We start from the raw sequence: 23,970 nt of genomic DNA on the forward strand, positions 1-23,970 counted from the left end.
GCACCGGCCCCTGCGGGGCGGGACGGCTCAGCTCAGGCCGAGCCTGGACAGGGCGGTCGTCCAGTCGGTGATGATGGCGTCCTGCGCGTCGGCGAGGCTGACGTCACCGGCGCACACGGCCTTCTTCAGCTTGTTCTCGACGGTGTCCTTGTCAGAGGAGGCCTCGTCCCCGTAGTGCGGCTCGGGCCAGAGGTTCTCCTCGCTCCTCGGGGCGCCGCCGAGTTCGAGCGGGACGAAGTGGTCCTCCTCGTAGTCCGAGAGACTGGTGTCGGAGTAGCCGTACTCGACGATCTGCTCTTTCTTCAGCGCGGTGGTGTAGGAGCTCGGCGGCCGTACGGTCGCGGTCCATCCGGAGACGCAGATGGTCGAGCCGATGGTGTCCTGGGTGACGTCGGGGTTGAGGGCGCCGGGCGTGCAGGTGGGGTCGGGCAGGGGGAGGTAGTCCTGGCTGCAACTGGCGGCGTGGGCGGAGCCGGTGGTGACGCAGAGCCCCGCGGCGGCGAGGGCGAGCGCGGAGAGGGTGGTCACCAGGGGGCGGGGTATGCGGGACATGTGGGGGTCTCCCGGTGCGGTGCCCGGCAGAGATCCGGGCGGTCGTGAGCATGACAGCACCGGGATCATCTATGCGAGTAGACCGCTTTGCCCTACCGAGAGTTCCTTTGGTTGAACGTTTATCCACGCGAGGACAGTGCGAGGGAAGGCCTTGACACGGCCTTGATGACGTGGCGGAAAGGGGCCCCGGATGCGGGGGCGACGCGACATGACCCCACGTCGACCACCCACACTATCCCACCTGAACGCCGGGTGAACCGGAGCGGGACGCCGATCAGCCGAGGATCCCCCGGTCGTACCCCACGGCCACCGCCGCCGCCCGGTCGTTGACGCCGAGCTTGGCGTACAGGTGCGTGAGGTGCGTCTTCACCGTCGCCTCACTGATGAACAGTTCGCGGGCGATCTCGCGGTTCGACGTGCCCTTGGCGACCAGCACCAGCACCTCGCGCTCGCGCGCGGACAGCGGCTCGGCGCCGGGCTGCCGGGGGGCGCGCACGGCGTGGACCAGGCGGGAGGCCACGGCCGGGGAGAGGACCGTACGGCCCGCGGCGGCGGCCCGGACGGCGGTGAACAGCTCGTCGCGCGGGGCGTCCTTGAGGAGATAGCCGGTCGCGCCCGCCTCGATCGCGGGCAGGGTGTCGGAGTCGGTGTCGTAGGTGGTGAGGACAAGCACCTTGGCGCGGGCGCCGCGCCGGGCCAGCTCGCGGATGGCGTCGACGCCGGAGCCCCCGGGCATCCGCAGGTCCATGAGGATCACGTCCGGGTCCAGGGCCACGGCGCGGTCGACCGCCTCCACGCCGTTCGCGGCCTCGCCGAGCACGCTGAAGCCGTCCGCGGACTCGAACATGCCGCGCAGGCCGTCGCGGACCACGGGGTGGTCGTCGACGATCAGCAGGGAGATGGTGGTGTCAGCGGTCATCGCGCACCAAAGGTACGCGAGCCGACAGGGCCGTGCCGTGCCCCGGCTCCGACTCGAGGGTGAGGGAGCCCGCGATGCGCTCGGCCCGGGCCCGCATGCCGTCCAGGCCGAAGCCGCCGCTGCGGGTGCGCTCCGGTACGGCGGCCGGGTCGAAGCCGGTGCCGTCGTCGCGGATGTCGAGGGTGACCTCGTCGCCCATGAAGGAGAGGGTCACCCCGACCCGGGTCGCGCGGGCGTGCCGGGCCGCGTTGGACAGGGCCTCCTGGGCGATGCGCAGCAGGGTCGCCGCGACCTCGTCGTGCAGCTGCTCGGTGGTTCCGGTGACGGTGAACTCCGCGCGCGTGGCCGTGCGTTCTCCCCACTCGGTGACCGTCTTCTTCAGCGCCTCGGGCAGTCCGTCGGCGGCCAGCGCGACCGGGGCCAGGTTGTGCACCGAGCGGCGGGCCTCGCCGAGGCTGTGCCGGGCGAGCGTCGAGGCGCGCTCCAGATGGGTGCGGGCGGTGGCCAGGTCGGGGGCGTTGGCCACCACCTGGAGCTGGGCGATGATGCCGGTCAGGCCCTGGGCCAGGGTGTCGTGGATCTCGGCGGCGAGCCGGCGGCGCTCGTCGGCGACACCCGCCTCCCGTGCCTGGAGCAGGAGTTGGGCGTGCAGGGCCGCGTTCTCGTCGAGAGCCTGCTGCAACGCCGTGTTGGTGCGCTCCAGTTCGCCGATGGTGTCGGCCTGGACCACGGCGCGGGCCTGTTCCTGCTGGGCGTACCGGGTGAACAGGGTGACCATGCCCATGTTGACGGCCAGGACGAGGAAGAAGCCGACCCACTGGACCGGCCCGTGCGGTGGCCAGCCGCCGACCTGGCCGCCGGCCATGGTGACGGCGGTCAGGAAGAGACCGGGCAGCACCAGACGGCGGGGCAGGTCGATTGCGGCGGTGTAGTAGCCGATCACGGCGTAGAAGGAGAAGAACGGGTTGAGCCAGGCCAGAACGAAGCCGATGGCCCAGCGCAGGAGGTAGAGGCAGACACCGGTCCAGTTCGGATCCGGCCGCCTGCGCTTCATCCTCGCCCAGACCCCCTGCAGCACGGCGGCCGCGGCGACGAGCACGGCCGACTGAGCCATCTCGTGCCGGTCCATGCCGACCGCGCGGGCGGAGATGGCCGCCGCGACGGTACCGGCGACCAGCAACGCCCAGGGACCCCACCTGCCGAAACGGGCCCGGATCTGCGGTTGCGCGGCGGTCGTCATCCCACCAGTGTCCGGCACGGCCCGCTCACTCCCAGCGGAACCAGCGAGCCGCTCCGGCCGTGAGCAGCACCGTCCACAGTGCGAGCACGCCCAGGTGCCCCCAGCCCGGCCAGTGCCCGGCCGCCGCCTCGCCCAGGGCGCGGGCCGCCGCGCCGAACGGGGTCAACTGCACCGCGCGCGCCAGCGTGTGCGGCATCTCCTGCACCGGCAGCCACACACCCGCGCAGAACATCATCGGGAAGAACACCGCCGTGCCGATCGCGCTCGCGATCTTCGTGGTGCGGGACAGCGCCGAGACGACGGAGCCGAGGGCGAGGGCCGACGTGGTCGCGAGCAGCAGGGCCAGCAGATATCCGGCCGGCTGCTCCGGAAACGTCACGTCGAAGGCGAGCCGGCCGACGACGAGCGCGAGCAGCGCCGAGGCCAACGCCACCGTTCCCTGCACCACCATCTGCGCGGACAACAGGGCCGAGGGCCGTACCGGGGTGAGCCGCATCCGGCGCAGGATGCCCCGCTCCCGGTGGCCGGTCAGGGCCTGGGGCAGGGCCTGCACCCCGGACATGATCAGGGCGATCAGGACGGCGATGGGGACGTAGGCGTCGACCGGCCGCAGCCCGCCCAGGGACTCGTCGGCCTCCCGGAACGACGGGATCGAACCGAGGATGACCAGGAGCAGCGTCGGGAACAGGAAGATCCAGAAAACGGCGCCGGGTTCGCGGCGGAAGAGACGGAACTCGGTGCGCAGGACGGCGGTGTTCATGCCGCGGCCTCCTTGGTCCGGTCGTCGGTCAGGTCGAGGAAGGCGTCGTCGAGGGTGGCGTCGGTGACGCGCAGCTGGTGGGCGGTGATGCGGTGCCGGGCGAGCAGGGTGATGACCGCGTTCACGGTCTCGTCGGTGCCGGAGAGCGTGATCCGGCCGTCCTTGCGCTCGACCGAGGCGATGGCCGGGAGGGCGGCGAGGTCGTCGTCGTCCAGCGGGGCCGACGGGGTGAAGCTGATGACGGTGGCGCCCGCCGAGCGGCGGATGAGCCCGGCCGGGGTGTCCAGGGCGGCCACCCGCCCCTTGTCGATCACCGCGATCCGGTCGCAGAGCCGCTGCGCCTCCTCCATGAAGTGGGTGACGAGCAGCACGGTGACCCCGCTCGCGCGGACGTCCTCGATCAGCTGCCAGGTGTCGCGGCGGGCACGCGGGTCCAGGCCGGTGGTCAGCTCGTCCAGCACGACGACGCGCGGGCTGCCGACGAGGGCCAGCGCGATGAACAGCCGCTGCCGCTGCCCGCCGGACAGCCTGGCGAACCGGGTGCCGAGCTTCGGGACGAGACCGAGGCGTTCGGCGAGCGGCCGCCAGTCGGCGGCGTCCGGGTAGAAGGAGGCGTACAGCTCCAGCGCCTCGCGCACGGTCAGCTTGGGCTGCAGCTCGCTCTGCTGGAGCTGGGCTCCGAGGATCCTGGTGACCTCGTCGTGCTCGGCGACGGGGTCCAGGCCGGCGACCCGGACCCGGCCCGCGTCGGGGATCCGCAGCCCCTCGACGCACTCCACGGTGGTGGTCTTGCCGGCACCGTTCGGGCCGAGGATCCCGAAGATCTCGCCCTCCTCGACGGCGAAGGAGACGCCGTCCACGACGGCCCGGCCGGCGTACGACTTGCGCAGATCGGTGACTTCGATGACGGATGGCATGCTCGGAGAATCCCGGACGGACGGGGCCCGGCACATCGGCCGGCCCGCTCGAAGCGGCATCGGCCGATCGGTTGATGCGGGTCTGCGACCTCGCGCGCGCAGCCCTCGTCCGACAGGTCGAACGCGCAGGTCGTAGGTCCAATGACCGACCACGGGTGGGCGAAAACTCGGTATGCGATGTCAGTGCCGGTCCGTACGCTCGCGAGTGATGCCCACGACACGTGCAACCGCCGAGGACCGTTCCGCCGTTCGTACCCTGCTGCGGCTGTGGCCGTACGTCCGCCCCGTGCGGGCACGCCTGTTCACGGCCGCGTTCGTCGCGATCGTCGCCTCCTGTACGGGGCTGGTGATCCCGCTCGTCCTGAAGTGGATCGTGGACGGGCCGGTGGCCGACCGGGACCCGGCCGGTGTCTGGCTCGGCGCGCTGTATCTGCTCCTGCTCGGGATCGCCGAGGCGGTCCTGTTCGGCATACGGCGCTGGCTGGTGGCCCGTCCGCTGTCGCACGTCGAGGCGGAGATGCGGGCGGATCTCTACCGGCATCTGCAGCGGCTTCCCGTCGCCTTCCACGACCGCTGGGCCTCCGGTCAGTTGCTGTCGCGGGGCACGACCGATCTGATGCTGCTGCGTCAGTTCCTCGCCTTCCCGCTGACGTTCCTGCTGGTCAACGGGGTCACGATCCTCATCGGCGTGGTGATCATGCTGATGCAGGACTGGGTGCTGGGGCTGGTCATCCTGGGTCCCGCGCTCCCCGTGATGTGGACGTGCGCGGTCTTCGAGCGGCGGTACGCCCTGGTGGCGCGGCGTGCCCAGGACCAGGTCGGCGACCTGACGACGGTGGTCGAGGAGAGCGTGCTCGGCATCCGCATCATCAAGGGCTTCGGCCGGCACCGCAGCCAGGCCCGGGCGTTCCGCGAGCTGTCGCTCACCCTGCGCGGCACGGAGCTGCGCAAGGCGCGGCTGCTGGCCGTGATCTGGGGTGTCATCGTGACGCTGCCGGAGGTGGCGATCGGGGCGGCGCTGGTGCTGGGTGCGGTCCGGGTGGCCGACGGCGGGCTGTCGGCGGGCACGCTGGTCGCCTTCCTGAGCACGGCCCTCGCGCTGCGCTGGCCGGTGGACTCGATCGGGTTCCTGCTGGCGATGAGCCAGGAGGCGGCGACGGCGACGGAGCGGTACTTCGAGGTGATGGACGAGGCGCCGGAGGACGCCGCGGCGGCGCTCCACGAGCGGGGGCGAGCGAAACCGGCCAGGACCGGTCTGCGCTTCGAGAACGTCGCGTTCCGCTACCCCGACGCACCCTCCGGCTCCCCACCCCTCCTCACCGACATCGACCTCCACATCCGCCCCGGCGAGTCCATGGCCCTCGTCGGCGCCACCGGCAGCGGCAAGACGACGCTCACCGCCCTCGTCCCCCGCCTGCACGAGGCCACCTCGGGCCGCATCACGCTCGACGGCGTCGACATCACCGCGATGCCCCGCGAGGAGCTGCGCGCGAAGGTCGCCGTCGCGTTCGAGGAACCCACCCTCTTCTCCGCGAGCGTCGGCGAGAACGTGCTGATGGGAGCGCCGGAGGGGGCCGGAAAGCCGGACCTCGACCGGGCGCTCGGCGTCGCGCAGGCCGACTTCGCGCACGACCTCGCCCAGGGCACCGACACCCGCGTCGGCGAGCAGGGCCTGAGCCTCTCCGGCGGCCAGCGGCAGCGCCTCGCGCTGGCCCGCGCAGTGGTGGGCCGGCCGGAGTTCCTGGTGCTGGACGACCCGCTGTCCGCCCTGGACGTGCACACGGAGGCCGCGGTGGAGGCCGCGCTGCGGCAGGTCCTCGCCGACACCACCGCGCTGATCGTGGCCCACCGCCCCTCCACCGTGCTGCTCGCCGACCGGGTCGCCCTGCTCTCGGGCGGCCGGATCACCGCCGTCGGCACCCACCAGGAACTGCTGCGCACCAACACCGAGTACGCGCATCTGATGTCCGGGGACGAGCACGAGGAGGAAGCCCGTTGACGACCACGACCACCTCCACCCCCACCGCCGAGGACGACGAACTCCCCGGCCCGCAGGGCGAAGGCCACGGCGGTGACGGCGACGTCTTCGACCGGGACGTGCTGCCCGCCCCGCCCGGCGCCACGGCCGCTCTGCTGCGTTCCCTGCTCGCGCCCCTGAAGGCCCGGGCCACGGTGACCACGCTCCTGCTGCTGCTCCAGCAGGCGGCGGTGCAGGTGGGCCCGCTGCTGGTGGCGTACGCCATCGACAGCGCCGTACCGGCGTTCCGGGACCACCGGAACGGTCCGCTGATCGCGGTGGCGGTCGGCTATCTGCTCTGCGCGCTGCTGTCCGGCGTACTGCAGTTCGCGTTCATCGAGGCCTCCGCCCGGGTCAGCCAGGATGTGCTGCTCGACCTGCGGGGCCGGATCTTCCGGCACGCGCAGGCGCTGAGCATCGACTTCCACGAGCGGTACACGTCCGGACGGCTGATCTCCCGCTCCACCACCGACGTCGAGTCGCTGCGCGAGCTGCTGGGCGAGGGCCTGCAGGAGCTGGTGACCGTCGTGCTGTCCTTCGTCTACATCTCGGCGCTGCTGCTGTGGCTGGACCTGGGCCTCGGCGCGGTCGCGGTGGCCTCCTTCGTGCCGCTCCACCTGCTCGTACGGCTCTACCAGCGGCGAGCGGGCCGGGTGTACCGGGTGCGGTCCACGGCGATCGCGGCGGTGATCGTGAAGTTCGTGGAGACGATGAACGGCATCCGTCCGGTGCGTGCCTTCCGCCGGGAGGCGGCGAACGACGCCGAGTTCGCGGTGCTCAACCGGCGGCACGAGCGGACGAACGGGGACGCGCTGCTGGAGATGGCCCGCTACGTGGTCGGCTCCCGGCTGGTGGCCAACACGGCGGTCGCGGGGATGGTGCTGTGGGGCGCCTACCGGGTGGCGTCCGGCTCGCTGGAGCTGGGCGTGCTGGCGGCGGCCGTACTGTACCTGCGCCGGCTGTACGACCCGATCGACCGGCTCGGCATGTTCCTGAACGCCTACCAGTCGGCCGCGGCCTCCCTGGAGAAGATCGCCGGGCTGCTGGCGCAGACCCCGTCCGTGCCGGAGCCGGACGTGGCGCGTGAACTCCCGCCGCTGAAAGGCGACTTCCCGGGCCGCGAGGTCGTCTTCGACCGGGTCCGGTTCGGCTACCGCACCGGCGGCGAGGTGCTGCCCCGTTTCGATCTGACCCTGCCGGCCGGGCAGACGGTCGCCGTGGTCGGCTCCACGGGCGCCGGCAAGTCCACGCTCGCCAAGCTCCTCGCCCGCTTCTACGACCCCTCCGACGGCCGCGTGCTGCTGGACGGGGTGGATCTGCGCGAACTGGCCGTGCCGGAACTGCGGCGCGGGGTGGTCATGGTGACCCAGGAGGCGTTCCTGTTCTCCGGCACGGTCGCGGACAACATCGCCATCGGCCGGCCCGACGCCACCCGCGCGGAGATCGAGCGGGCGGCGAAGGCCATCGGCGCGCACGAGTTCATCAGCGCCCTGCCCGACGGCTACGACACCGACGTCCGCAAGCGCGGCGGGCGCATCTCGGCCGGCCAGCGCCAACTGGTCGCCTTCGCACGCGCGTTGCTCGCCGACCCGGCGGTGCTGATCCTGGACGAGGCGACCAGTTCGCTGGACGTCCCGGGCGAGCGGGCCGTGCAGCGGGCGATGTCGACGGTGCTGAGGGGCCGTACGGCGGTCGTCATCGCGCACCGCCTGTCGACCGTGGAGATCGCGGACCGGGTGCTGGTGATGGAGCACGGCCGGATCGTGGAGGACGGCCGGCCGGACGAACTGATCGCCGGCACGGGCCGGTTCGCGGATCTGCACAAGGCGTGGCGGGACAGTCTGGCCTAGCCGGAGAACGGGGGCATTCACGGGATGATCGACGCGTACGAGGATCCGGGCACGCCCGACACGCGCGGCGGCTGGCGCTATCTGTGGTGGCTGGTGCTGCGCCAGCCGGGCCGGTCGGCGGCCGGGGCGGTGCTGGGCAGTGTGTGGATGGTACTGCTGGCCGCTCAGCCGTACCTGATGGCGCGGGCCGTGGACGACGGTCTGGTGCCGGGGCGGCTGGGGGTACTGGCCGGGTGGACCGTGGTGATGTTCGTGCTCGGGTCGGTGAACGCCTGGCTGAGCATCATGCGGCACCGCACGATGACCCGGGTGCGGATGGACGCCTACTTCCGCACGGTGAAGGTGGTCGTCGGACATGTGGTGCGGCTCGGCTCGGCGCTGTCGCGCCGGACCGGGGCCGGTGAGGTGGTGACGATCGGGGTCGGCGATGTGCACACCATCGCGTCGTCGCTGACCGTGGTCGGCCCGGGCGTCGGCTCGGTGGTGGTCTATGTGGTGGTGGCCGGGCTGCTGCTGGCGGTCTCGGTGCCGCTGGCCGCCGTGGTGCTGCTGGGTCTGCCGGTGATCGCGCTGGTCACCGGGCCGCTGACGCTGCGGCTGCAGGGCGCGGAGAGCGCCTACCGGGAACGGCAGGGTGTGCTCACCGCGCGCATCGGGGACCTCGCGGGCGGTCTGCGCGTCCTCAACGGGCTGGGCGGCAAGGGGCTGTTCGCGGACGCCTTCCGGCAGGACTCTCAGCGGCTGCGGGCACAGGGCTACCGGGTGGGCGCGGTGGCCAGCTGGGTGCAGGCGCTCGGCGTGGGCCTGCCCACCCTGTTCCTGGCCGTGGTGACCTGGCTCGCCGCCCGGCTCACCGTGCAAGGGTCCATCACCATCGGCCAGTTGGTGGCGGTGTACGGCTATGTCGCCGTGCTGATCGGGCCGGTGGCCTTCTTCGTGCAGATGGCCTACGACCTGAACCGGGGCGTGGTGGCCGCCCGCCGGGTCGTACGGCTGCTGCGGCTGGAGCCGGAGCCGGACGCGGGCACGCTGGCGGCGCCCGAGGGGCCGGCCGAGCTGCACGATCCGGCGTCGGGGGTGCGGGTGGTGCCGGGCCGGCTGACCGCGCTGGCCGCCGCCCGGCCCGCCGACGCCGCGGCCGTGGTCGACCGGCTGGGCCGCTTCGGGCCGACCGACGCCACGTGGGGAGGGGTACGGCTGGACGCGGTCCCGCTGGCGGAGGTGCGCGGGCGGATCCTGGTCGCGGACAACGAGGCCGACCTGTTCGCCGGGCCGCTGCGGGAGGTCGTGGCCGCCGCGCGCACCTCCGACGAGACGGCGCTCGGCCGGGCGCTGTACGCGGCCGCCGCCGAGGACGTCGTACGCGGCCTGCCGGACGGGCCGGACTCCGCGGTGGCCGGGCAGGGCCGCAGCCTGTCCGGCGGACAGCGGCAGCGGATCCGGCTCACCCGGGCGCTGCTGGCCGACCCGGAGGTGCTGCTCGCGGTGGAGCCCACCTCGGCGCTGGACGCGCACACGGAGGCGACGGTCGCCCGGCGGCTGCGTGAGGTCCGGGAGGGCCGTACGACGGTGGTGACGTCCACCTCGCCGCTGGTGCTGGACCGCGCGGACACGGTCGTGTTCCTGGTCGACGGGAAGGTCGCGGCGAGCGGGCCGCACCGGCGGCTGCTGACCGCCGAGCCGGGCTACCGGGCACTGGTGGCCCGGGACGCGGAAGGGGCCGTACGGTGACGGCGGGCGAGGGGCTGCTGCCCGTCGCGGACCGGGGCCGGGTGCGGCGGGCCATGCTGCGGCTGGTGCGGGCCGACGGGCGGGCGTTCGCCGCCACTTTGCTGCTGAACGCGCTGGCGGCGGGGGCGGGACTGGTCGGGCCGTGGCTGGTCGGGCGGATCGTCGACGAGGTGCGGGCCGGTGTGCGGGGCGGCCCGGGCATCGCCGCCGTGGACCGGCTCGCGCCGTGGATCCTGGTGTGCGCGCTGGCCCAGCTGCTGCTGGCCCGCTGGGCGCGGTACGTGGGGTACCGGTTCGGGGAGCGCACGCTGGCCCGGGTGCGCGAGGAGTACGTGGAGCGGGTGCTGGCGCTGCCCGCGTCCGTGGTGGAGCGGGCAGGCACCGGCGATCTGACCGCGCGGGGCACCGCGGACGTGGCGATCGTCGGCACCACGCTGCGGGACGTCGGCCCGGAGCTGCTGGTCTGCACGGTGCAGGCGCTGTTCGTGCTGGGCGCGGTGTTCGCCCTCGCCCCGCTGCTCGGGGCGTTCGGGCTGCTCGGGCTGACCCCGATCTGGCTGGCGCTGCGCTGGTATCTGCGGCGGGCCCGGGACGGCTATCTGGCCGAGGGTGCGGCCACGTCCGAGGTCGCGGAGGTCGTGGCCGCGACGGCGGCCGGGGCGCGGACGGTCGAGGCGTTCCGGCTGTCCGAGCGGCGGATCGCGGCGAGCCGGGACGCGCTGGAGACGTCCCGCCGCACCCGGTTCTACACGCTGTTCCTGCGGACGGTGTTCTTCCCGGCGGTGGAGGTGACGTACACCGTGCCGGTGGCGGGCGTGCTGCTGCTCGGCGGGTGGCTGCACCAGCGGGGCGCGGTCGGGGTGGGCGCGGTGGTGGCCGCGGCGCTGTATCTGCGGCAGTTCACCGAGCCGCTGGACCAGATCCTGATGCGGGTGGAGCAACTGCAGAGCAGCAGCGCCTCGTTCGCGCGTGTGGAGGGGCTGGCGCAGGCGCCGCGCGGGGAGAGCGCGGACGGTGCGCCGGTCCCGGCGGACGACCGGATCGACGTGCGCGGGGTGCGGTACGCCTACAAGCGCGGCGGTGAGGTGCTGGGCGGGGTCGACCTGACGGTGCGGCCCGGCGAGCGGCTCGCGGTGGTGGGCCCGTCGGGTGCCGGGAAGACGACGCTCAGCAGACTCCTCGCGGGCATCGACCGGCCCGGCACGGGCGCGGTGACGGTGGGCGGGGTACCGGTCGCCGAGCTGGAGCCCGAGCTGCTGCGCCGCCAGGTGGTCCTGGTGACGCAGGAGCACCATGTGTTCCTCGGCACGGTCCGCGACAACCTGCTGATCGCCGAGCCGGAGGCCACGGACGCCGACCTGTGGGCGGCGCTCGCGGCGGTCGGCGCCGAGGACTGGGTCCGTGACCTGCCGGACGGCCTGGACACCCGGCTGGGCGAGGGCGCCCGCTCCACCGACGGTTCGCAGGCGCAGCAACTCGCCCTGGCCCGGGTGGTGCTGGCCGACCCGCACACCCTGATCCTCGACGAGGCGACCGCCCTGCTGGACCCCACGACGGCCCGGCACACCGAGCGCGCCCTCGCCGCCGTCCTCGAGGGCCGCACGGTCATCGCCATCGCCCACCGCCTCCACACGGCCCACGACGCCGACCGGGTGGCGGTCATGGAGAACGGCCTCCTGACGGAACTGGGCACGCACGAGGACCTGGTGGCGGCCGGCGGCGCCTACGCGGCCCTGTGGCGGACCTGGCACGGCGACCCCACCGGTGACCCCGACTCCCCCGTGCGGGACGGTACTTCGTGATCTACGACGTCCTCGTCACACGCCCGCTGTCCACGAGCGCCCTCGCGGATGCGCTCGCGCGCTGCCTCGGCGTGCGGCCGGCGGACGTGGACGTCGCCGACGAGCACACCGACCAGGAGCGGCGCGACCGGGACGCGCTCGTCCTGTGCGGCACGACGGCGGTCACCGGGGACGTGTCGTCGATCCTGGACGTCTGCGTCCAGGACTCGGTCCGACCGCGGCTGTCCGAGGCCGAGTTCTCCGCCGCCCTGGCGCGGGTGGCGGATGCCGTCGTGCTCTACCCGGCCGAGTCCCCGAGACCGAGTGCCTACTGACCGGTGCCTCCGCAGGGAGTCGTCACTCGGGCCCGCCTGTACGGTCCCGACGACGAGGTGCCCCACTACAGGGTCGACGCGGTCGAGGTGCCGGTCGCCCAGCTGCCGCGGACGCGGGTCATGCGGATTCCGGAGGTCGTGGGCGAGCCGGAGATCGCCACGTGCTCGCGGACGAATTCGTGCACCACGCACGGAAGTCGGCGCCCGAACGGGCCGAGGCCACCGGGAGCCCCTTGTGGTACGCCTGCTCCCGCCTCGGCGCCTGGGAGAAGCTCGTCCGGCAGATGGCGGGCGACTGGGCCCCGTCCGGCTGGTACCCCGCCGACCTCTATCGCGACCGCGTGGCGTGCCGCGGCAAGCCGGCGGAGCCCGGCGTCCAGCTGCATCCGGCGCTCCGGGCACGCCTGTCCGACGCGCTGACCGAGCTGGACGCACTGTTCACCGCACACACCGTCGAGGACCCCGGCGCCCTTCGTCCGGAACCGGACAACGGGGTTCCTGCGCACGGCTGGTGGTGGGACCACCGCCCCGATCCGCTGCCCTGGTGACCGATCCGCATACCGAACATGAACCTCCGGTCAACGAACCGTTTCCGGCCAAGTTTCTGACGCGGTCCTGACAGGTGCGCCGATCCCCTGTCACTCTTCCCAAGCCGGCTCACAACAACCCCACAGCTCCGCCTGTTCGTGAGCGGCCTGCACATGGTTCCGCGCACCGCCCTGTTCTGCCCCGGACGTCACCCAACCCACCGTCCGGTCTCCCCTGGCCGCGCGACCCGCGGTCACGCAGAAGGAGTCAGTGTTGAGAAGCAGTTCCTCTCGCAGACGCACCCCCCACACCCCGCGTCGCACCGCCACCGTCGCCCTCGCCGGCGTCGCCGCCCTGATCGCCGCCGCCGTCCAGACGGGCACGGCCGGCGCCGCACCGGCGAAGCCACAGCCCGGCAAGGTGAATCCGGCCCATGCGGCCGTGCGGCTCACCCCCTCGCAGCGCGCCGAACTGATACGCCACGCCGACGCCGGCACGGCCGCCACCGCCCGGTCCCTCGGCCTCGGGGCCAAGGAGAAGCTGATCGTCAAGGACGTCGTCAAGGACGCCGACGGCACCCTCCACACTCGCTACGAGCGCACCTACGCCGGGCTTCCCGTGCTCGGCGGCGACCTGGTCGTGGACACCAACGAGTCCGGCAAGACCATGGAGGTCATCAAGGCCACCCGCGCCACGCTGAAGGTCGCCGCTCTCACCCCGGCCGTGTCCAGGGCCGCGGCGGAGAAGCAGGCCGTGCAGCGGGCCAGGGCCCTCGGCGGCAGGAAGCAGTCCGCCGACTCCGTGCGCAGGGTGATCTGGGCAGGTTCCGGCAGGCCGGTCCTCGCCTACGAGACGGTCGTGGGCGGTTTCCAGGACGACGGCACCCCGAACCGGCTGCACGTCATCACCGACGCCGCCACCGGCGGAAAGCTGTACGAGTACCAGGGCATCGAGACGGGCGTCGGCAACACCCAGTACAGCGGGCAGGTCACGCTGACCACCACGCAGTCGGGTTCGACGTACACGCTGACCGACGGGGCGCGCGGCGGTCACAAGACGTACAACCTGAACCACGGCACCTCGGGGACCGGGACGCTGTTCTCGCAGACCAACGACACCTGGGGCAACGGCACCACGTCCAACGCGGCCACCGCGGGTGCGGACGCCCACTACGGCGCCCAGGAGACCTGGGACTTCTACAAGAACACCTTCGGCCGCAGCGGCATCAAGAACGACGGCGTCGGAGCCTACTCCCGCGTGCACTACGGCAACGCGTACGTGAACGCGTTCTGGGACGACGGCTGCTTCTGCATGACCTACGGCGACGGCTCCGGCAACAACGACCCGCTGACCGCGCTCGACGTGGCCGGCCACGAGATGAGCCACGGCGTCACCTCCAACACCGCGGGCCTCGACTACAGCGACGAGTCGGGCGGCCTGAACGAGGCCACCAGCGACATCATGGGCACCGGCGTGGAGTTCTACGCCAACAACAGCTCCGACCCCGGTGACTACCTCATCGGCGAGAAGATCGACATCAACGGCGACGGCACCCCGCTGCGCTACATGGACAAGCCGAGCAAGGACGGCAGCTCCGCCGACTCCTGGTACTCGGGCGTCGGCGGCCTCGACGTGCACTACTCCTCGGGAGTCGCGAACCACTTCTTCTACCTGCTGAGCGAGGGCAGCGGCGCCAAGGTGATCAACGGCGTCAGCTACGACTCGCCCACGGCGGACGGGCTTCCGGTCACCGGCATCGGCCGGGACAAGGCGCTGCAGATCTGGTACCGGGCGCTGACCACCAAGTTCACCTCCACCACCGACTACGCGGGCGCCCGCACCGGCACCCTCGCGGCGGCCGGCGAGCTGTACGGCACCTCCAGCACCGAGTACAAGGCGGTGCAGGACGCGTGGGCGGCCGTGGCGGTCGGGTCGCGCTCCGACGGCGGCGGGGGCGGCGGGGGCGGCGGTACGACGTACGAGAGCAACACCCCCGTGGCCATCCCGGACAACGGGCCGGCCGTAACCTCGGACATCACGGTCTCCGGCAGGAGCGGAAACGCGCCGAGCAACCTCCAGGTGAGCGTGGACATCACGCACACCTGGCGGGGTGACCTGGTGATCGACCTCGTCGGCCCCTCGGGCACCGCGTACCGCCTGAAGAACTTCAGCTCGTCGGACTCGGCGGACAACGTGAAGCAGACCTACACGGTCAACGCCTCCGCCGAACCGGCCAACGGAACATGGAAGTTGAGGGTGCAGGATCAGGCCACCTATGACACCGGGACGATCAACGGCTGGAAGCTGACGTTCCCGTAGATCGGCGGTCAAAAGCCCGGGAACTGGGCGCCGTTCGAGGGTCCGGCACCCTCGGACGGCACCCGTTAACACACCTGCAACGTTTCCCGGACAGTCGTCTTTCGGCCAACATCACTTCAGGGACCTGACATGTACGCGCCCCTGATGCCACTCTTCCCTCACCCGCCGCAGAGCTTCACCACACCGTTCCGGCCAGTAACCCCACGCTGACCGGACTCCCCACACGAAGGAGCTTGCGTGACCCCCCGCTACGCGCGTCACAAGCGCACCACTCTGGCCATCGCCACCGCCGTCGCCGCCGGAGCCCTTCTCTCCACCGGTCTGACCACCACCGCGACCGCCGCCGGCAAGACCAGTGCCACCCCCGGCGCCGCCCCGGCCGCGCTGTCCGTCTCTGCGCGCGCCTCCCTGATACAGCAGGCCCAGGCCGGCGCCGCCGAGACCGCGCAGCACATAGGCCTCGGCGCCAAGGAGAAGCTGGTCGTCAAGGACGTCGTCAAGGACGCCGACGGCACGGTCCACACCCGCTACGAGCGCACCTACGCGGGCCTCCCGGTGCTCGGCGGCGACCTCGTCGTCCACACCGCCGAGTCGGGCAGAACCGAGGGCGTCACCAAGGCGACCAAGGCGACCATCAAGGTGGCCTCGCTCACGCCGAGGATCACCGCCGCCAAGGCCGAGAAGCAGGCGGTGTCCGCCGCCAAGACCCTCGGTTCCGCCAAGACCGCAGCGGACGGCGCCCGCAAGGTGATCTGGGCCGGCTCCGGCAAGCCCGTCCTCGCCTACGAGACGATCGTCGGCGGCCTGCAGGACGACGGCACCCCGAACCAGCTGCACGTCATCACCGACGCCGCGACCGGCAAGAAGCTCTTCGCGTACCAGGGCATCGAGAACGCGACCGGCACCGGCAAGACGCTGTACTCCGGCACGGTCAGCCTCAACACCACGCAGTCGGGCTCGACGTACCAGCTCACCGACGGCGCCCGGGGCAACCACAAGACCTACAACCTGGCCCGCAAGACGTCCGGCACGGGCACCCTGGTGTCCAGCTCGACCAACGTCTTCGGCACCGGCACCGCCTCCAGCTCCTCCTCCGACCAGACCGCGGCGGCCGACGCCGCCTACGGCGCGGCCGAGACCTGGGACTTCTACAAGAACACCTTCGGCCGCAGCGGCATCAAGAACGACGGCGTCGGCGCCTACTCCCGCGTGCACTACGGCAACGCGTACGTGAACGCGTTCTGGGACGACAGCTGCTTCTGCATGACCTACGGCGACGGCTCCGGCAACGTCGACCCGCTGACCTCGCTGGACGTGGCCGGCCACGAGATGAGCCACGGCGTCACCTCCAACACCGCGGGCCTGAACTACTCGGGCGAGTCCGGCGGCCTGAACGAGGCGACCAGCGACATCATGGGCACCGGCGTGGAGTTCTACGCCAACAACGCGTCCGACAAGGGCGACTACCTCATCGGCGAGAAGATCAACATCAACGGCGACGGCACCCCGCTGCGCTACATGGACAAGCCCAGCAAGGACGGCGGCTCGGCGGACTACTGGTCCTCCTCCGTCGGCAACCTGGACGTCCACTACTCGTCCGGTGTCGCCAACCACTTCTTCTACCTGCTGTCGGAGGGCAGCGGCGCGAAGACGATCAACGGGGTCTCCTACAACTCCCCGACCTACAACGGCTCCGCGGTCACCGGCATCGGCCGGGACAAGGCGCTGCAGATCTGGTACAAGGCGCTGACGACGTACTTCACGTCGACCACCAACTACAAGTCGGCCCGCGCGGGCACCCTGTCCGCCGCGTCCGCCCTGTACGGCTCCACCAGCGCCGAGTACAAGGCCGTGGCGGCTGCCTGGTCGGCGGTCAACGTCAACTAGTCACCCGGCCACCAGGCCCTCGGCAGCGGGCGGCACCCGGACGCAGGGCGTTCCGGGTGCCGCCCTACGCTTGTGACCCATGTCCTCGGCGCCCTTCACCTACGAGCCGGTCGGCGCGACCCGCGACGACCCGACGTACTGCCCGCCCGGCTTCCACCCGATGTTCGTCCGCACCCGCCTCGGCGAAGGCCACGAGGTCTTCCGCCGGGCCGCCGAGGCGGTCCTCACCTGGGAGATGCATCGTGAGATGGGCGTCGGCATCGCCGCGACCGCCGACCGCGCCGCCCCCGGCGTCGACGTCACCGTCACCCTGGCCGGCCTGATCAAGGCCCCGTGCCGCATCGTCTGGACGGTCGAGGAACCCCGCCGGGCCGGGTGGGCCTACGGCACCCTGAAGGGCCACCCCGAGTGCGGCGAGGAGACCTTCGTCGTCGACCGCACGGGCGACGGCACGGTCTGGCTGACGGTCGCGGCCTTCAGCAAGGGGGCCAAGTGGTACACCAGAGCGGGCGGCCCGGCGGCCCGGGGCTTCCAGCACGCGTACGCGCGCCGGTGCGGGGCGGTGCTGCGCAGGTTGTGCGAGGGGCTGTCCGAGGCCTGACGCGCCCGGCCGGCCAGGGGGGCGGATTCCCGCCAACCCGCGTACCGAACCCCCTGCCGCGTTGCTCTCGACAACACCCGAATGTGATGATCCGACGTATGGCAGAACACGGGGGTGTCGCCGGCCCGGCCGGAGGTATACGCAGGTCACGGCTGTCGGACTACGCGGACGTCACGAGTCCGCAGAACACACCACCACCCGCGGCGAGCAGTTCGAACACCCCGTCTCTGCCGGAGCAGTCACTTTCCTTTACTCCCGCCACCGCCCCGGCCGCCCTCTCGGAAGCGGACGAAGTCCGGCGCAGACGCCGCGAATTCGCCATCCTTCTCGGCCGCTTCCGGCGTACGCCCGTACTGGTGCCGGTGGACGAGGAGGACGCGCCCCTGGTGGCGGACCTCGGTGGCATCCGCTGGATCCTCGCCTTCTCGAACGAGGCGGCCCTGGCCCGTTACGCGGTGGCGCGGGGCGAGGGAGACCGGGAGTGGCCGTACCAGCGGTGGCTGGGCGCCCGGCTGCTGGACGCGGCGGTCCCGGCGGTCGGGGCGCCGTGCGGGGTCGCGCTGGACGCGGGCAGCGAGGACGAGGGCGTGCTGTTCCCGCCGGTGGCGGGGATCGTGCCGGATGCGGCGGCCGTGGACATCGACAGCGGAACGGGGGATGTGCAATGACCGGGAGCGGCAAGGACCTGTCCACGGACGGCCTGAGCCTGATCGCCAAGGGCCTGACCGAGGCGCTGGCAGAGCTCAAGGGACTCGGCATGGTCGGCGAGGCCGGGGCCGGGCGCGGCTTCGGTGACATCGCCCTGTCCGGCCTGGAACTCGGCCACGAGGGGCTGACGGGGGAGTTCAAGTCCTTCTGCGAGCGCTGGGAGTGGGGTGTGCGGTCGCTGATCGACGAGGGCAACGGATTCGCGCTGAAGACGGGCCTGTCGGCGGGCACCTACTACGAGACCGAGCAGTACGTGAAGGGAAGTTTCAAGGTCGTCGAGAACGCGGCCGTCGGCAATCCGTACGCCTCCGAGGCGGACGTGGAGAAGATGGGCTGGGGCGACATCGCCACCTCCGGTGTGTACGGCGGCAACGTCGACTACAGCCAGGCCTCCCTCGACAAGGCCCTGGCCAACAGCGCGCAGGGCTGGAAGGACGCCGGCCGCGATGTGATGACCTCGCACACCCTCGGACCGGTGCCGGGCCTGGACCCCGAGGACCTGCACAAGGCCTTCGGCGTCTCCGACCAGGACTACAACAAGTACCTGGACGACACCTTCGGCCCCTCCCCCGACGCCCGCGCCAAGGCCGCCGAGCAGGGCGGTGAGGGCTGATGGGACTCGGGGACGTCACCAACTCCCTTCTGGGCGGTGCCGAGCACCTCTACGACGAGGGCAAGAAGAAGCTCGGCGAGGGCGTCGACTACGCCACCGACAAGATCGGCGAGGGCCTGGACAAGGTCGGGGCGCACGACTGGGCCCATGACGTGGAGCACTGGGGCGACGAGGTCGCCTCCGACCTGGGCGCCACCCCGGGCGAACAGCAGCTCGGCCAGAGCGACGACCCCAGGGACCTGGTCCACGGAGATCCGGCGAAGATCCGCGAGAGCGCCAAGCACCTCAGGGACTTCCACGCCGCTTTCGACAAGGTCGGCCAGGGGATGCGGAAGGTCGACTCCTCAGGCTGGAAGGGGCAGGCCGGCGACGCCTTCCGCAAGAAGTTCGGCGTGCACCCCGCCAAGTGGGCGCAGGCGGCCGAGTCCTGCGACACGGCGGCCGGGGCCCTGGAGTCGTACGCGGACACCGTCAAGTGGGCACAGGGCGAGGCCAAGGAGGCGATCACCCTCTACGACAAGGGCGTGAAGGCCTCGAAGGAGGCGGTCGACGGCTACAACAAGAAGGTCGACGCCTACAACGCCAAGGTCAAGGCCAACCAGGACCCCGGCCCGAAACCGGAGCCGTTCCACGACCCCGGCAAGGCCGACATCCAGGCCGCCGCCCACAGACTCGCCGCGGCCCGCAAACAGCGCAACACCGCCGCCTCGGAGGCCCAGGGCAAGGTCAAGGCCGCCGTCGCGCACGCTCCGGCCGAACCCCCGCCCCTGCAGCGCCTCGGCCATGACCTCACCGACGGCTACCAGGCCGCCAACACGGAACTCACCCATGTCGTCGGCGGCGTCCTCAAGGGCAGCGCGGGCCTGCTCAACTTCGCCCGCGGCCTGAACCCGATGGACCCCTACAACCTCACGCACCCGGCGGCCTACCTGCAGAACGTCAGCATGACGCTCTCCGGCCTGGTCTCCACGTCCGCCCACCCCGAACGCACGCTGGAAAACATGTGGACCGAGTTCCGCAAGGACCCGTCCGAGTTCGGCGGCCGTCTCATCCCTCAGTTCCTCGGCACCGACGGCATCGGCGTGGAGGCGGGCCTGGCCCGGGACGCGGCGGAAGCGGGCATCGCCCGCGAGGCGGCGGAAGGGGTGGCAGGCCGAGAGGGCGCGGAGGGCGCGGCCGGGAAGACCCCCCGGGAGACGGTGAACGAGGACCCGCCTCAGCACTCGCACGACGAGAGCAGCACGGAGAACGGCGGCACCGACCCGATCAACCTCGCCACCGGCAAGATGTACCTGCCGCAGACGGACGTCACCCTGACCGGCGTACTGCCCCTGCTCCTGAAACGGCGCGTGGAATCGGGCTACCACCACGGCCGCTGGTTCGGCCCCTCCTGGTCCTCCACCCTGGACCAGCGCCTGGAGATCGACGCGGAGGGAGTCGTCCACGTCACGGAGGACGGCCTCCTCCTGTCGTACCCGCACCCGGCACCGGGCGTGCCCACCGTGGCGAGCCACGGCCCACGGCTCCCCCTGGACCGGGTGGACGGCGGCTACACGATCACCGACCCCCGCACCGGCCAGGTGCGGCACTTCGCCGACCGAGGCGACAGCCTGGCCGTCCTGGAACAGATAGACGACCGCAACGGCAACTGGATCTCCTTCGAGTACGACGCCGAGGGCACCCCTGTGGGCGTGTTCGCCGGCTCCGGCCAGGGCGTCCGCATCACCACGGACGCGGGCCGCATCACGGCGTACCACCTGTCCTCCACCGGCGAGGAACTGAAACGCTTCGCCTACACGGACGGCAACCTCACCGAGGTCTTCAACTCCTCCGGCCTGCCCCTGCGCTTCACCTACGACGACCGAGGCCGGGTCACGTCCTGGACGGACACGAACGACCGCAGCTACAGCTACGAGTACGACGACCAGGACCGCTGTGTCGCCGAGGGCGGCTCGGCCGGCCACATGACCCTGCGCCTGACCTACGAGGACCCGGACCCCACGACAGGCCTGCGCACCACGACGGCCACGACCAGCGAGGGCCACACCCGCCGCTACCTGGTCAACAGCACGTGGCAGGTGGTCGCGGAGACGGACGCCCTGGGCTCGACGACCCGCTACGTCCGTGACCGCCACCACCGCCTGCTCTCCACGACGAACCCGCTGGGCCACACGACGACGTTCGAGTACGACGAGGCGGGCAAGCTCACCCGGGTGGTCCGCCCGGACAGCCGCGAGGCCCGGGCGGAGTACAACTCCCTGGACCGGCCGGTGAAGCTGCTGAACCCGGACGGCACGGTGATCCGTCAAGCGTACGACGACCGGGGCAACCGCACCTCGGTGACGGACCCGGCGGGCCGGACGACCCGGTTCACGTACAACGAGGCCGGCCACCTGACGTCCGTGACCGACCCTCTGGGCCACACGACCACGGTGGTCTGCGACCGCGCGGGCCTGCCCGTGCAGGTGACGGACCCGCTGGGCGCGGTGACCCGCTACGAACGGGACGCCCTGGGCCGCCCGGTCGTGATCACCGACCCCACGGGCGCGACCACGCACCTGGAATGGACGGTGGAAGGCCACCTGACCCGCCGCACGGCTCCCGACGGCACGACGGAGACGTGGACGTACGACGGCGAGGGCAACTGCACCAGCCACACGGATGTTTTGGGCGGCGTCACCCACTTCGAGTACACCCACTTCGACCTGCTGACGGCCCGCACGGGCCCGGACGGTGTCCGCTACGAGTTCGCCCACGACGCGGAACTCCGCCTGACCAAGGTCACCAACCCGCATGGCCTGACCTGGGAGTACACGTACGACCCGGCCGGCCGCCTGCTGTCGGAGAAGGACTTCGACGACCGCACACTGACCTACGCATACGACGCCGCAGGCCGCCTGCTCGCGCGCCGGAACGCCCTCGGCCAGGTGACCTCCTTCGAACGCAGCGAACTGGGCCAGGTGCTCCGCAAGGACGCGGCAGGCCAGGTGACGACATACGCGTACGACTTCACGGACCAACTCGCCCAGGCCACGGGCCCGGACGGCACCACCCTGACCCTGCTGCGCGACCGCCACGGCCGCCTCGTCTCCGAGACGGTCGACGACCGCACGGTGACGTACACGTACGACACCCTGGGCCGTCGCACGGGCCGCACGACCCCGACAGGCGCGGTCTCCACCTGGTCCTACGACGCAGCAGGCCACCGCACGAACATGCTGGCGTCCGGCCGGCCGATCGACTTCACGTACGACGAGGCGGGCCGCGAACTGACCCGTCGCATGGCCGAAACGATCACTCTCGAGCACACCTTCGACGCGGTGGGCCGCCTGACCACCCAGTCGGTGACCGGCGCCGAGGGCGGTCTGATCCAGCACCGGTCGTACACCTACCGGGCCGACGGCAACGTGATCGGCATCGACGACCACCTGTCCGGCACCCGCCGCTTCGACCTGGACGCGACGGGCAGAGTGACGGCGGTCCACGCGGCAGGTTGGACGGAGCGATACGCCTACGACGAGGCAGGCAACCAGACCCAGGCGTCCTGGCCGTCGGACCACCCGGGCCAGGAGGCAACGGGCCCACGCGCCTACATGGGCACCCGCATCACCCGAGCCGGCAACGTCCGCTACGAACACGACCCACTCGGCCGCATCACCCTCCGCCAGAAGACCCGCCTCTCCCGCAAGCCGGACACCTGGCGCTACGCATGGGACGCCGAGGACCGACTGACCTCCGTAGTCACCCCGGACGGCACCCGCTGGCGCTACACCTACGACCCCCTGGGCCGCCGCACGGCAAAGCTGCGCCTAGCAGCCGACGGGGAAACGGTCCTGGAACGGGTCGACTTCACCTGGGACGGCACCACCCTCTGCGAACAGACGACAACATCGTCGGCCCTCCCCAACCCGGTCACCCTCACCTGGGACCACCAGGGCCTCCGCCCCCTGACCCAGACGGAACGCATCACCACGGCCGACGCGCCCCAAGAGGAGATCGACTCCCGCTTCTTCGCCATAGTCACCGACCTGGTCGGCACCCCGAACGAGCTCATAGACGAACAGGGCGACATCGCTTGGCGCAGCCGAAGCACCCTGTGGGGAACGACGGCGTGGGCGGCGAACAGCACCACGTACACGCCCCTACGCTTCCCAGGCCAGTACTACGACCCCGAAACAGGCCTCCACTACAACTACTTCCGCCATTACGATCCCGAGACGGCCCGATACCTCACCCTTGACCCCTTGGGGCTCAGTCCCGCTCCCAATCCATCCGCTTATGTTCACAACCCGCAGACATGGGGGGACCCCCTCGGGCTCGCACCCACGGAAGGTTGCCCCGAAACTCCGACACATAGGTATGCGCCAACTCGTAACGCCGCCTTCCGAGAAGCGAAACGTGACCTGGGCATCCCCATGTCTCAGCAACCAGACGCGATCCGTAGGGTGCCCATGACTGACCGAACAGGGCAACAAGTCATGGACTCCTCTCACAATCCGGTCATGACACGGGAGTATGTATTCACACGAAGCGACGGAAGCAGAGTAATCATCCAAGACCATGGGTACGGGCACTACTACGGCGAAGGCGGAGTAGGCGACCAAGGCTCTCATTTCAATGTGCGTCCATGGGAGAATCCGCGTACCGGTAAGGTTCCAGGGACAGCACAGCATTACGAATATCCCGAGCCGGAAGGCTGAGCCAGCATGTCATGGGCTTCCTTGCTGCACAATCCAGTGGGCATCACCTCCATCTACCAGGGCAACCCTCCGGACCTCATCGATGTGCACCTACACGAGGTTGTCCTCCACGAGGATGGACCGACCCTGAAGCTGCGTCTGGACCTGCCTCGTTACCCAGACCAGCCCCCACGCAAATGGGCGGCTCAGGGCTTCAATACTCTGCAGGTTGAAATCTCATTCAGTGGGGTCAGAGAGGTTACACTGGAAGGCTTCGGGACGGCCATATCGGCAGAAATTTCCCTTACTGGCGAGGAAGGCATCAGCCTCAACGTCATGTCAGCCGCGACACGCATCTGGGCCACTGCCGACACGGCGTTCATCTCAAAGTTGACCGCATACGCCAACGAACCGTGAACGGGTAGTCGACATGGCTTCCTCGCGGCTAAGTCCTCACCTGCGACTCTCACCCACGCACCTGAACTGGAGATCGGTACTGTGAAAGTGAGTAGCGCGACAAGCGCAGGGAAGGT

The 23,970-nt window shown here is 71.2% G+C and carries 19 protein-coding genes; 13 read left to right on the forward strand and 6 right to left on the reverse strand.

Annotated elements, in window-relative coordinates; all coding sequences use genetic code 11:
• Positions 1-27: 27 nt before the first annotated feature.
• From AB0L59_RS18035 to AB0L59_RS18055, 5 genes are all read right to left on the reverse strand, one after another.
• Entirely contained in the window at positions 28-552 is a 525-nt protein-coding gene (locus AB0L59_RS18035; protein WP_365584293.1) for a hypothetical protein, read from the reverse strand.
• 274 nt (positions 553-826) lie between these two features.
• Positions 827-1,471: a response regulator transcription factor gene (locus AB0L59_RS18040; RefSeq protein ID WP_365584296.1), complete on the reverse strand. Its 645-nt coding sequence runs from the start codon at positions 1,469-1,471 to the stop codon at positions 827-829.
• Positions 1,461-2,711, reverse strand: coding sequence for a sensor histidine kinase (locus AB0L59_RS18045; protein WP_365584298.1), 1,251 nt, complete (start codon positions 2,709-2,711; stop codon positions 1,461-1,463). Before AB0L59_RS18045 ends, AB0L59_RS18040 begins: the two co-directional genes overlap by 11 nt.
• Positions 2,712-2,736: 25 nt before the next feature.
• Positions 2,737-3,471: an ABC transporter permease gene (locus AB0L59_RS18050; protein ID WP_365584301.1), complete on the reverse strand. Its 735-nt coding sequence runs from the start codon at positions 3,469-3,471 to the stop codon at positions 2,737-2,739.
• Positions 3,468-4,388: an ABC transporter ATP-binding protein gene (locus AB0L59_RS18055; RefSeq protein ID WP_365584304.1), complete on the reverse strand. Its 921-nt coding sequence runs from the start codon at positions 4,386-4,388 to the stop codon at positions 3,468-3,470. Before AB0L59_RS18055 ends, AB0L59_RS18050 begins: the two co-directional genes overlap by 4 nt.
• Positions 4,389-4,596: 208 nt before the next feature.
• Between AB0L59_RS18055 and AB0L59_RS18060 the strand changes: the two genes are divergently transcribed.
• Genes AB0L59_RS18060 through AB0L59_RS18080 form a run of 5 tightly spaced genes read left to right on the forward strand, consistent with a single transcriptional unit; the run spans position 4,597 to position 12,102 of the window.
• Entirely contained in the window at positions 4,597-6,387 is a 1,791-nt protein-coding gene (locus AB0L59_RS18060) for an ABC transporter ATP-binding protein (RefSeq protein ID WP_365584307.1), read from the forward strand.
• Positions 6,384-8,255, forward strand: a complete 1,872-nt coding sequence (locus tag AB0L59_RS18065) for an ABC transporter ATP-binding protein (RefSeq protein WP_365584310.1) — start codon at positions 6,384-6,386, stop codon at positions 8,253-8,255. The genes AB0L59_RS18060 and AB0L59_RS18065 overlap by 4 nt, the downstream gene beginning before the upstream one ends.
• A 24-nt stretch (positions 8,256-8,279) precedes the next feature.
• On the forward strand, positions 8,280-9,986 hold the full coding sequence (locus AB0L59_RS18070; RefSeq protein ID WP_365584312.1) for an ABC transporter ATP-binding protein: 1,707 nt from the start codon (positions 8,280-8,282) through the stop codon (positions 9,984-9,986).
• 53 nt (positions 9,987-10,039) lie between these two features.
• The gene (locus AB0L59_RS18075) at positions 10,040-11,788 is read left to right on the forward strand and encodes an ABC transporter ATP-binding protein (protein ID WP_365584382.1); all 1,749 of its coding nucleotides are present in this window, start codon (positions 10,040-10,042) and stop codon (positions 11,786-11,788) included.
• Positions 11,785-12,102 carry a hypothetical protein gene (locus tag AB0L59_RS18080; RefSeq protein WP_365584315.1) on the forward strand — a complete coding sequence of 106 codons (318 nt, stop codon included), beginning with the start codon at positions 11,785-11,787 and terminating at the stop codon, positions 12,100-12,102. The genes AB0L59_RS18075 and AB0L59_RS18080 overlap by 4 nt, the downstream gene beginning before the upstream one ends.
• 65 nt (positions 12,103-12,167) lie before the next feature.
• Here the strand turns inward: AB0L59_RS18080 and AB0L59_RS18085 are convergent, their stop codons facing one another.
• Entirely contained in the window at positions 12,168-12,290 is a 123-nt protein-coding gene (locus tag AB0L59_RS18085; RefSeq protein WP_365584317.1) for a hypothetical protein, read from the reverse strand.
• Here AB0L59_RS18085 and AB0L59_RS18090 point away from each other — a divergent pair.
• The 8 genes from AB0L59_RS18090 (at position 12,282) to AB0L59_RS18125 (ending at position 23,854) form a co-directional block, all read left to right on the forward strand.
• Complete coding sequence (locus AB0L59_RS18090) at positions 12,282-12,650, forward strand: hypothetical protein (protein ID WP_365584319.1); 369 nt, start codon at positions 12,282-12,284, stop codon at positions 12,648-12,650. The genes AB0L59_RS18085 and AB0L59_RS18090 overlap by 9 nt on opposite strands.
• A gap of 253 nt (positions 12,651-12,903) precedes the next feature.
• Positions 12,904-14,949, forward strand: a complete 2,046-nt coding sequence (locus AB0L59_RS18095; RefSeq protein ID WP_365584322.1) for a M4 family metallopeptidase — start codon at positions 12,904-12,906, stop codon at positions 14,947-14,949.
• A 237-nt stretch (positions 14,950-15,186) separates the two neighbouring features.
• A complete protein-coding gene (locus AB0L59_RS18100; protein WP_365584325.1) occupies positions 15,187-16,836 on the forward strand; it encodes a M4 family metallopeptidase in 1,650 nt (549 codons plus the stop codon).
• A gap of 79 nt (positions 16,837-16,915) precedes the next feature.
• Positions 16,916-17,437 (forward strand): DUF1990 domain-containing protein, encoded by a 522-nt coding sequence (locus AB0L59_RS18105; RefSeq protein ID WP_365584327.1) that lies wholly within the window; start codon positions 16,916-16,918, stop codon positions 17,435-17,437.
• Between the two features lie 98 nt (positions 17,438-17,535).
• Positions 17,536-18,105, forward strand: coding sequence for a hypothetical protein (locus AB0L59_RS18110; protein WP_365584329.1), 570 nt, complete (start codon positions 17,536-17,538; stop codon positions 18,103-18,105).
• Positions 18,102-18,758, forward strand: a complete 657-nt coding sequence (locus tag AB0L59_RS18115; protein WP_365584332.1) for a hypothetical protein — start codon at positions 18,102-18,104, stop codon at positions 18,756-18,758. The genes AB0L59_RS18110 and AB0L59_RS18115 overlap by 4 nt, the downstream gene beginning before the upstream one ends.
• Positions 18,758-23,458 (forward strand): putative T7SS-secreted protein, encoded by a 4,701-nt coding sequence (locus AB0L59_RS18120; RefSeq protein ID WP_365584334.1) that lies wholly within the window; start codon positions 18,758-18,760, stop codon positions 23,456-23,458. The genes AB0L59_RS18115 and AB0L59_RS18120 overlap by 1 nt, the downstream gene beginning before the upstream one ends.
• Positions 23,459-23,464: 6 nt before the next feature.
• A complete protein-coding gene (locus AB0L59_RS18125) occupies positions 23,465-23,854 on the forward strand; it encodes an Imm50 family immunity protein (protein ID WP_365584337.1) in 390 nt (129 codons plus the stop codon).
• Positions 23,855-23,970 lie beyond the last annotated feature (116 nt).

Origin of the sequence: Streptomyces sp. NPDC052109, assembly GCF_040680195.1 — a bacterium.
GTDB lineage: Bacteria > Actinomycetota > Actinomycetes > Streptomycetales > Streptomycetaceae > Streptomyces.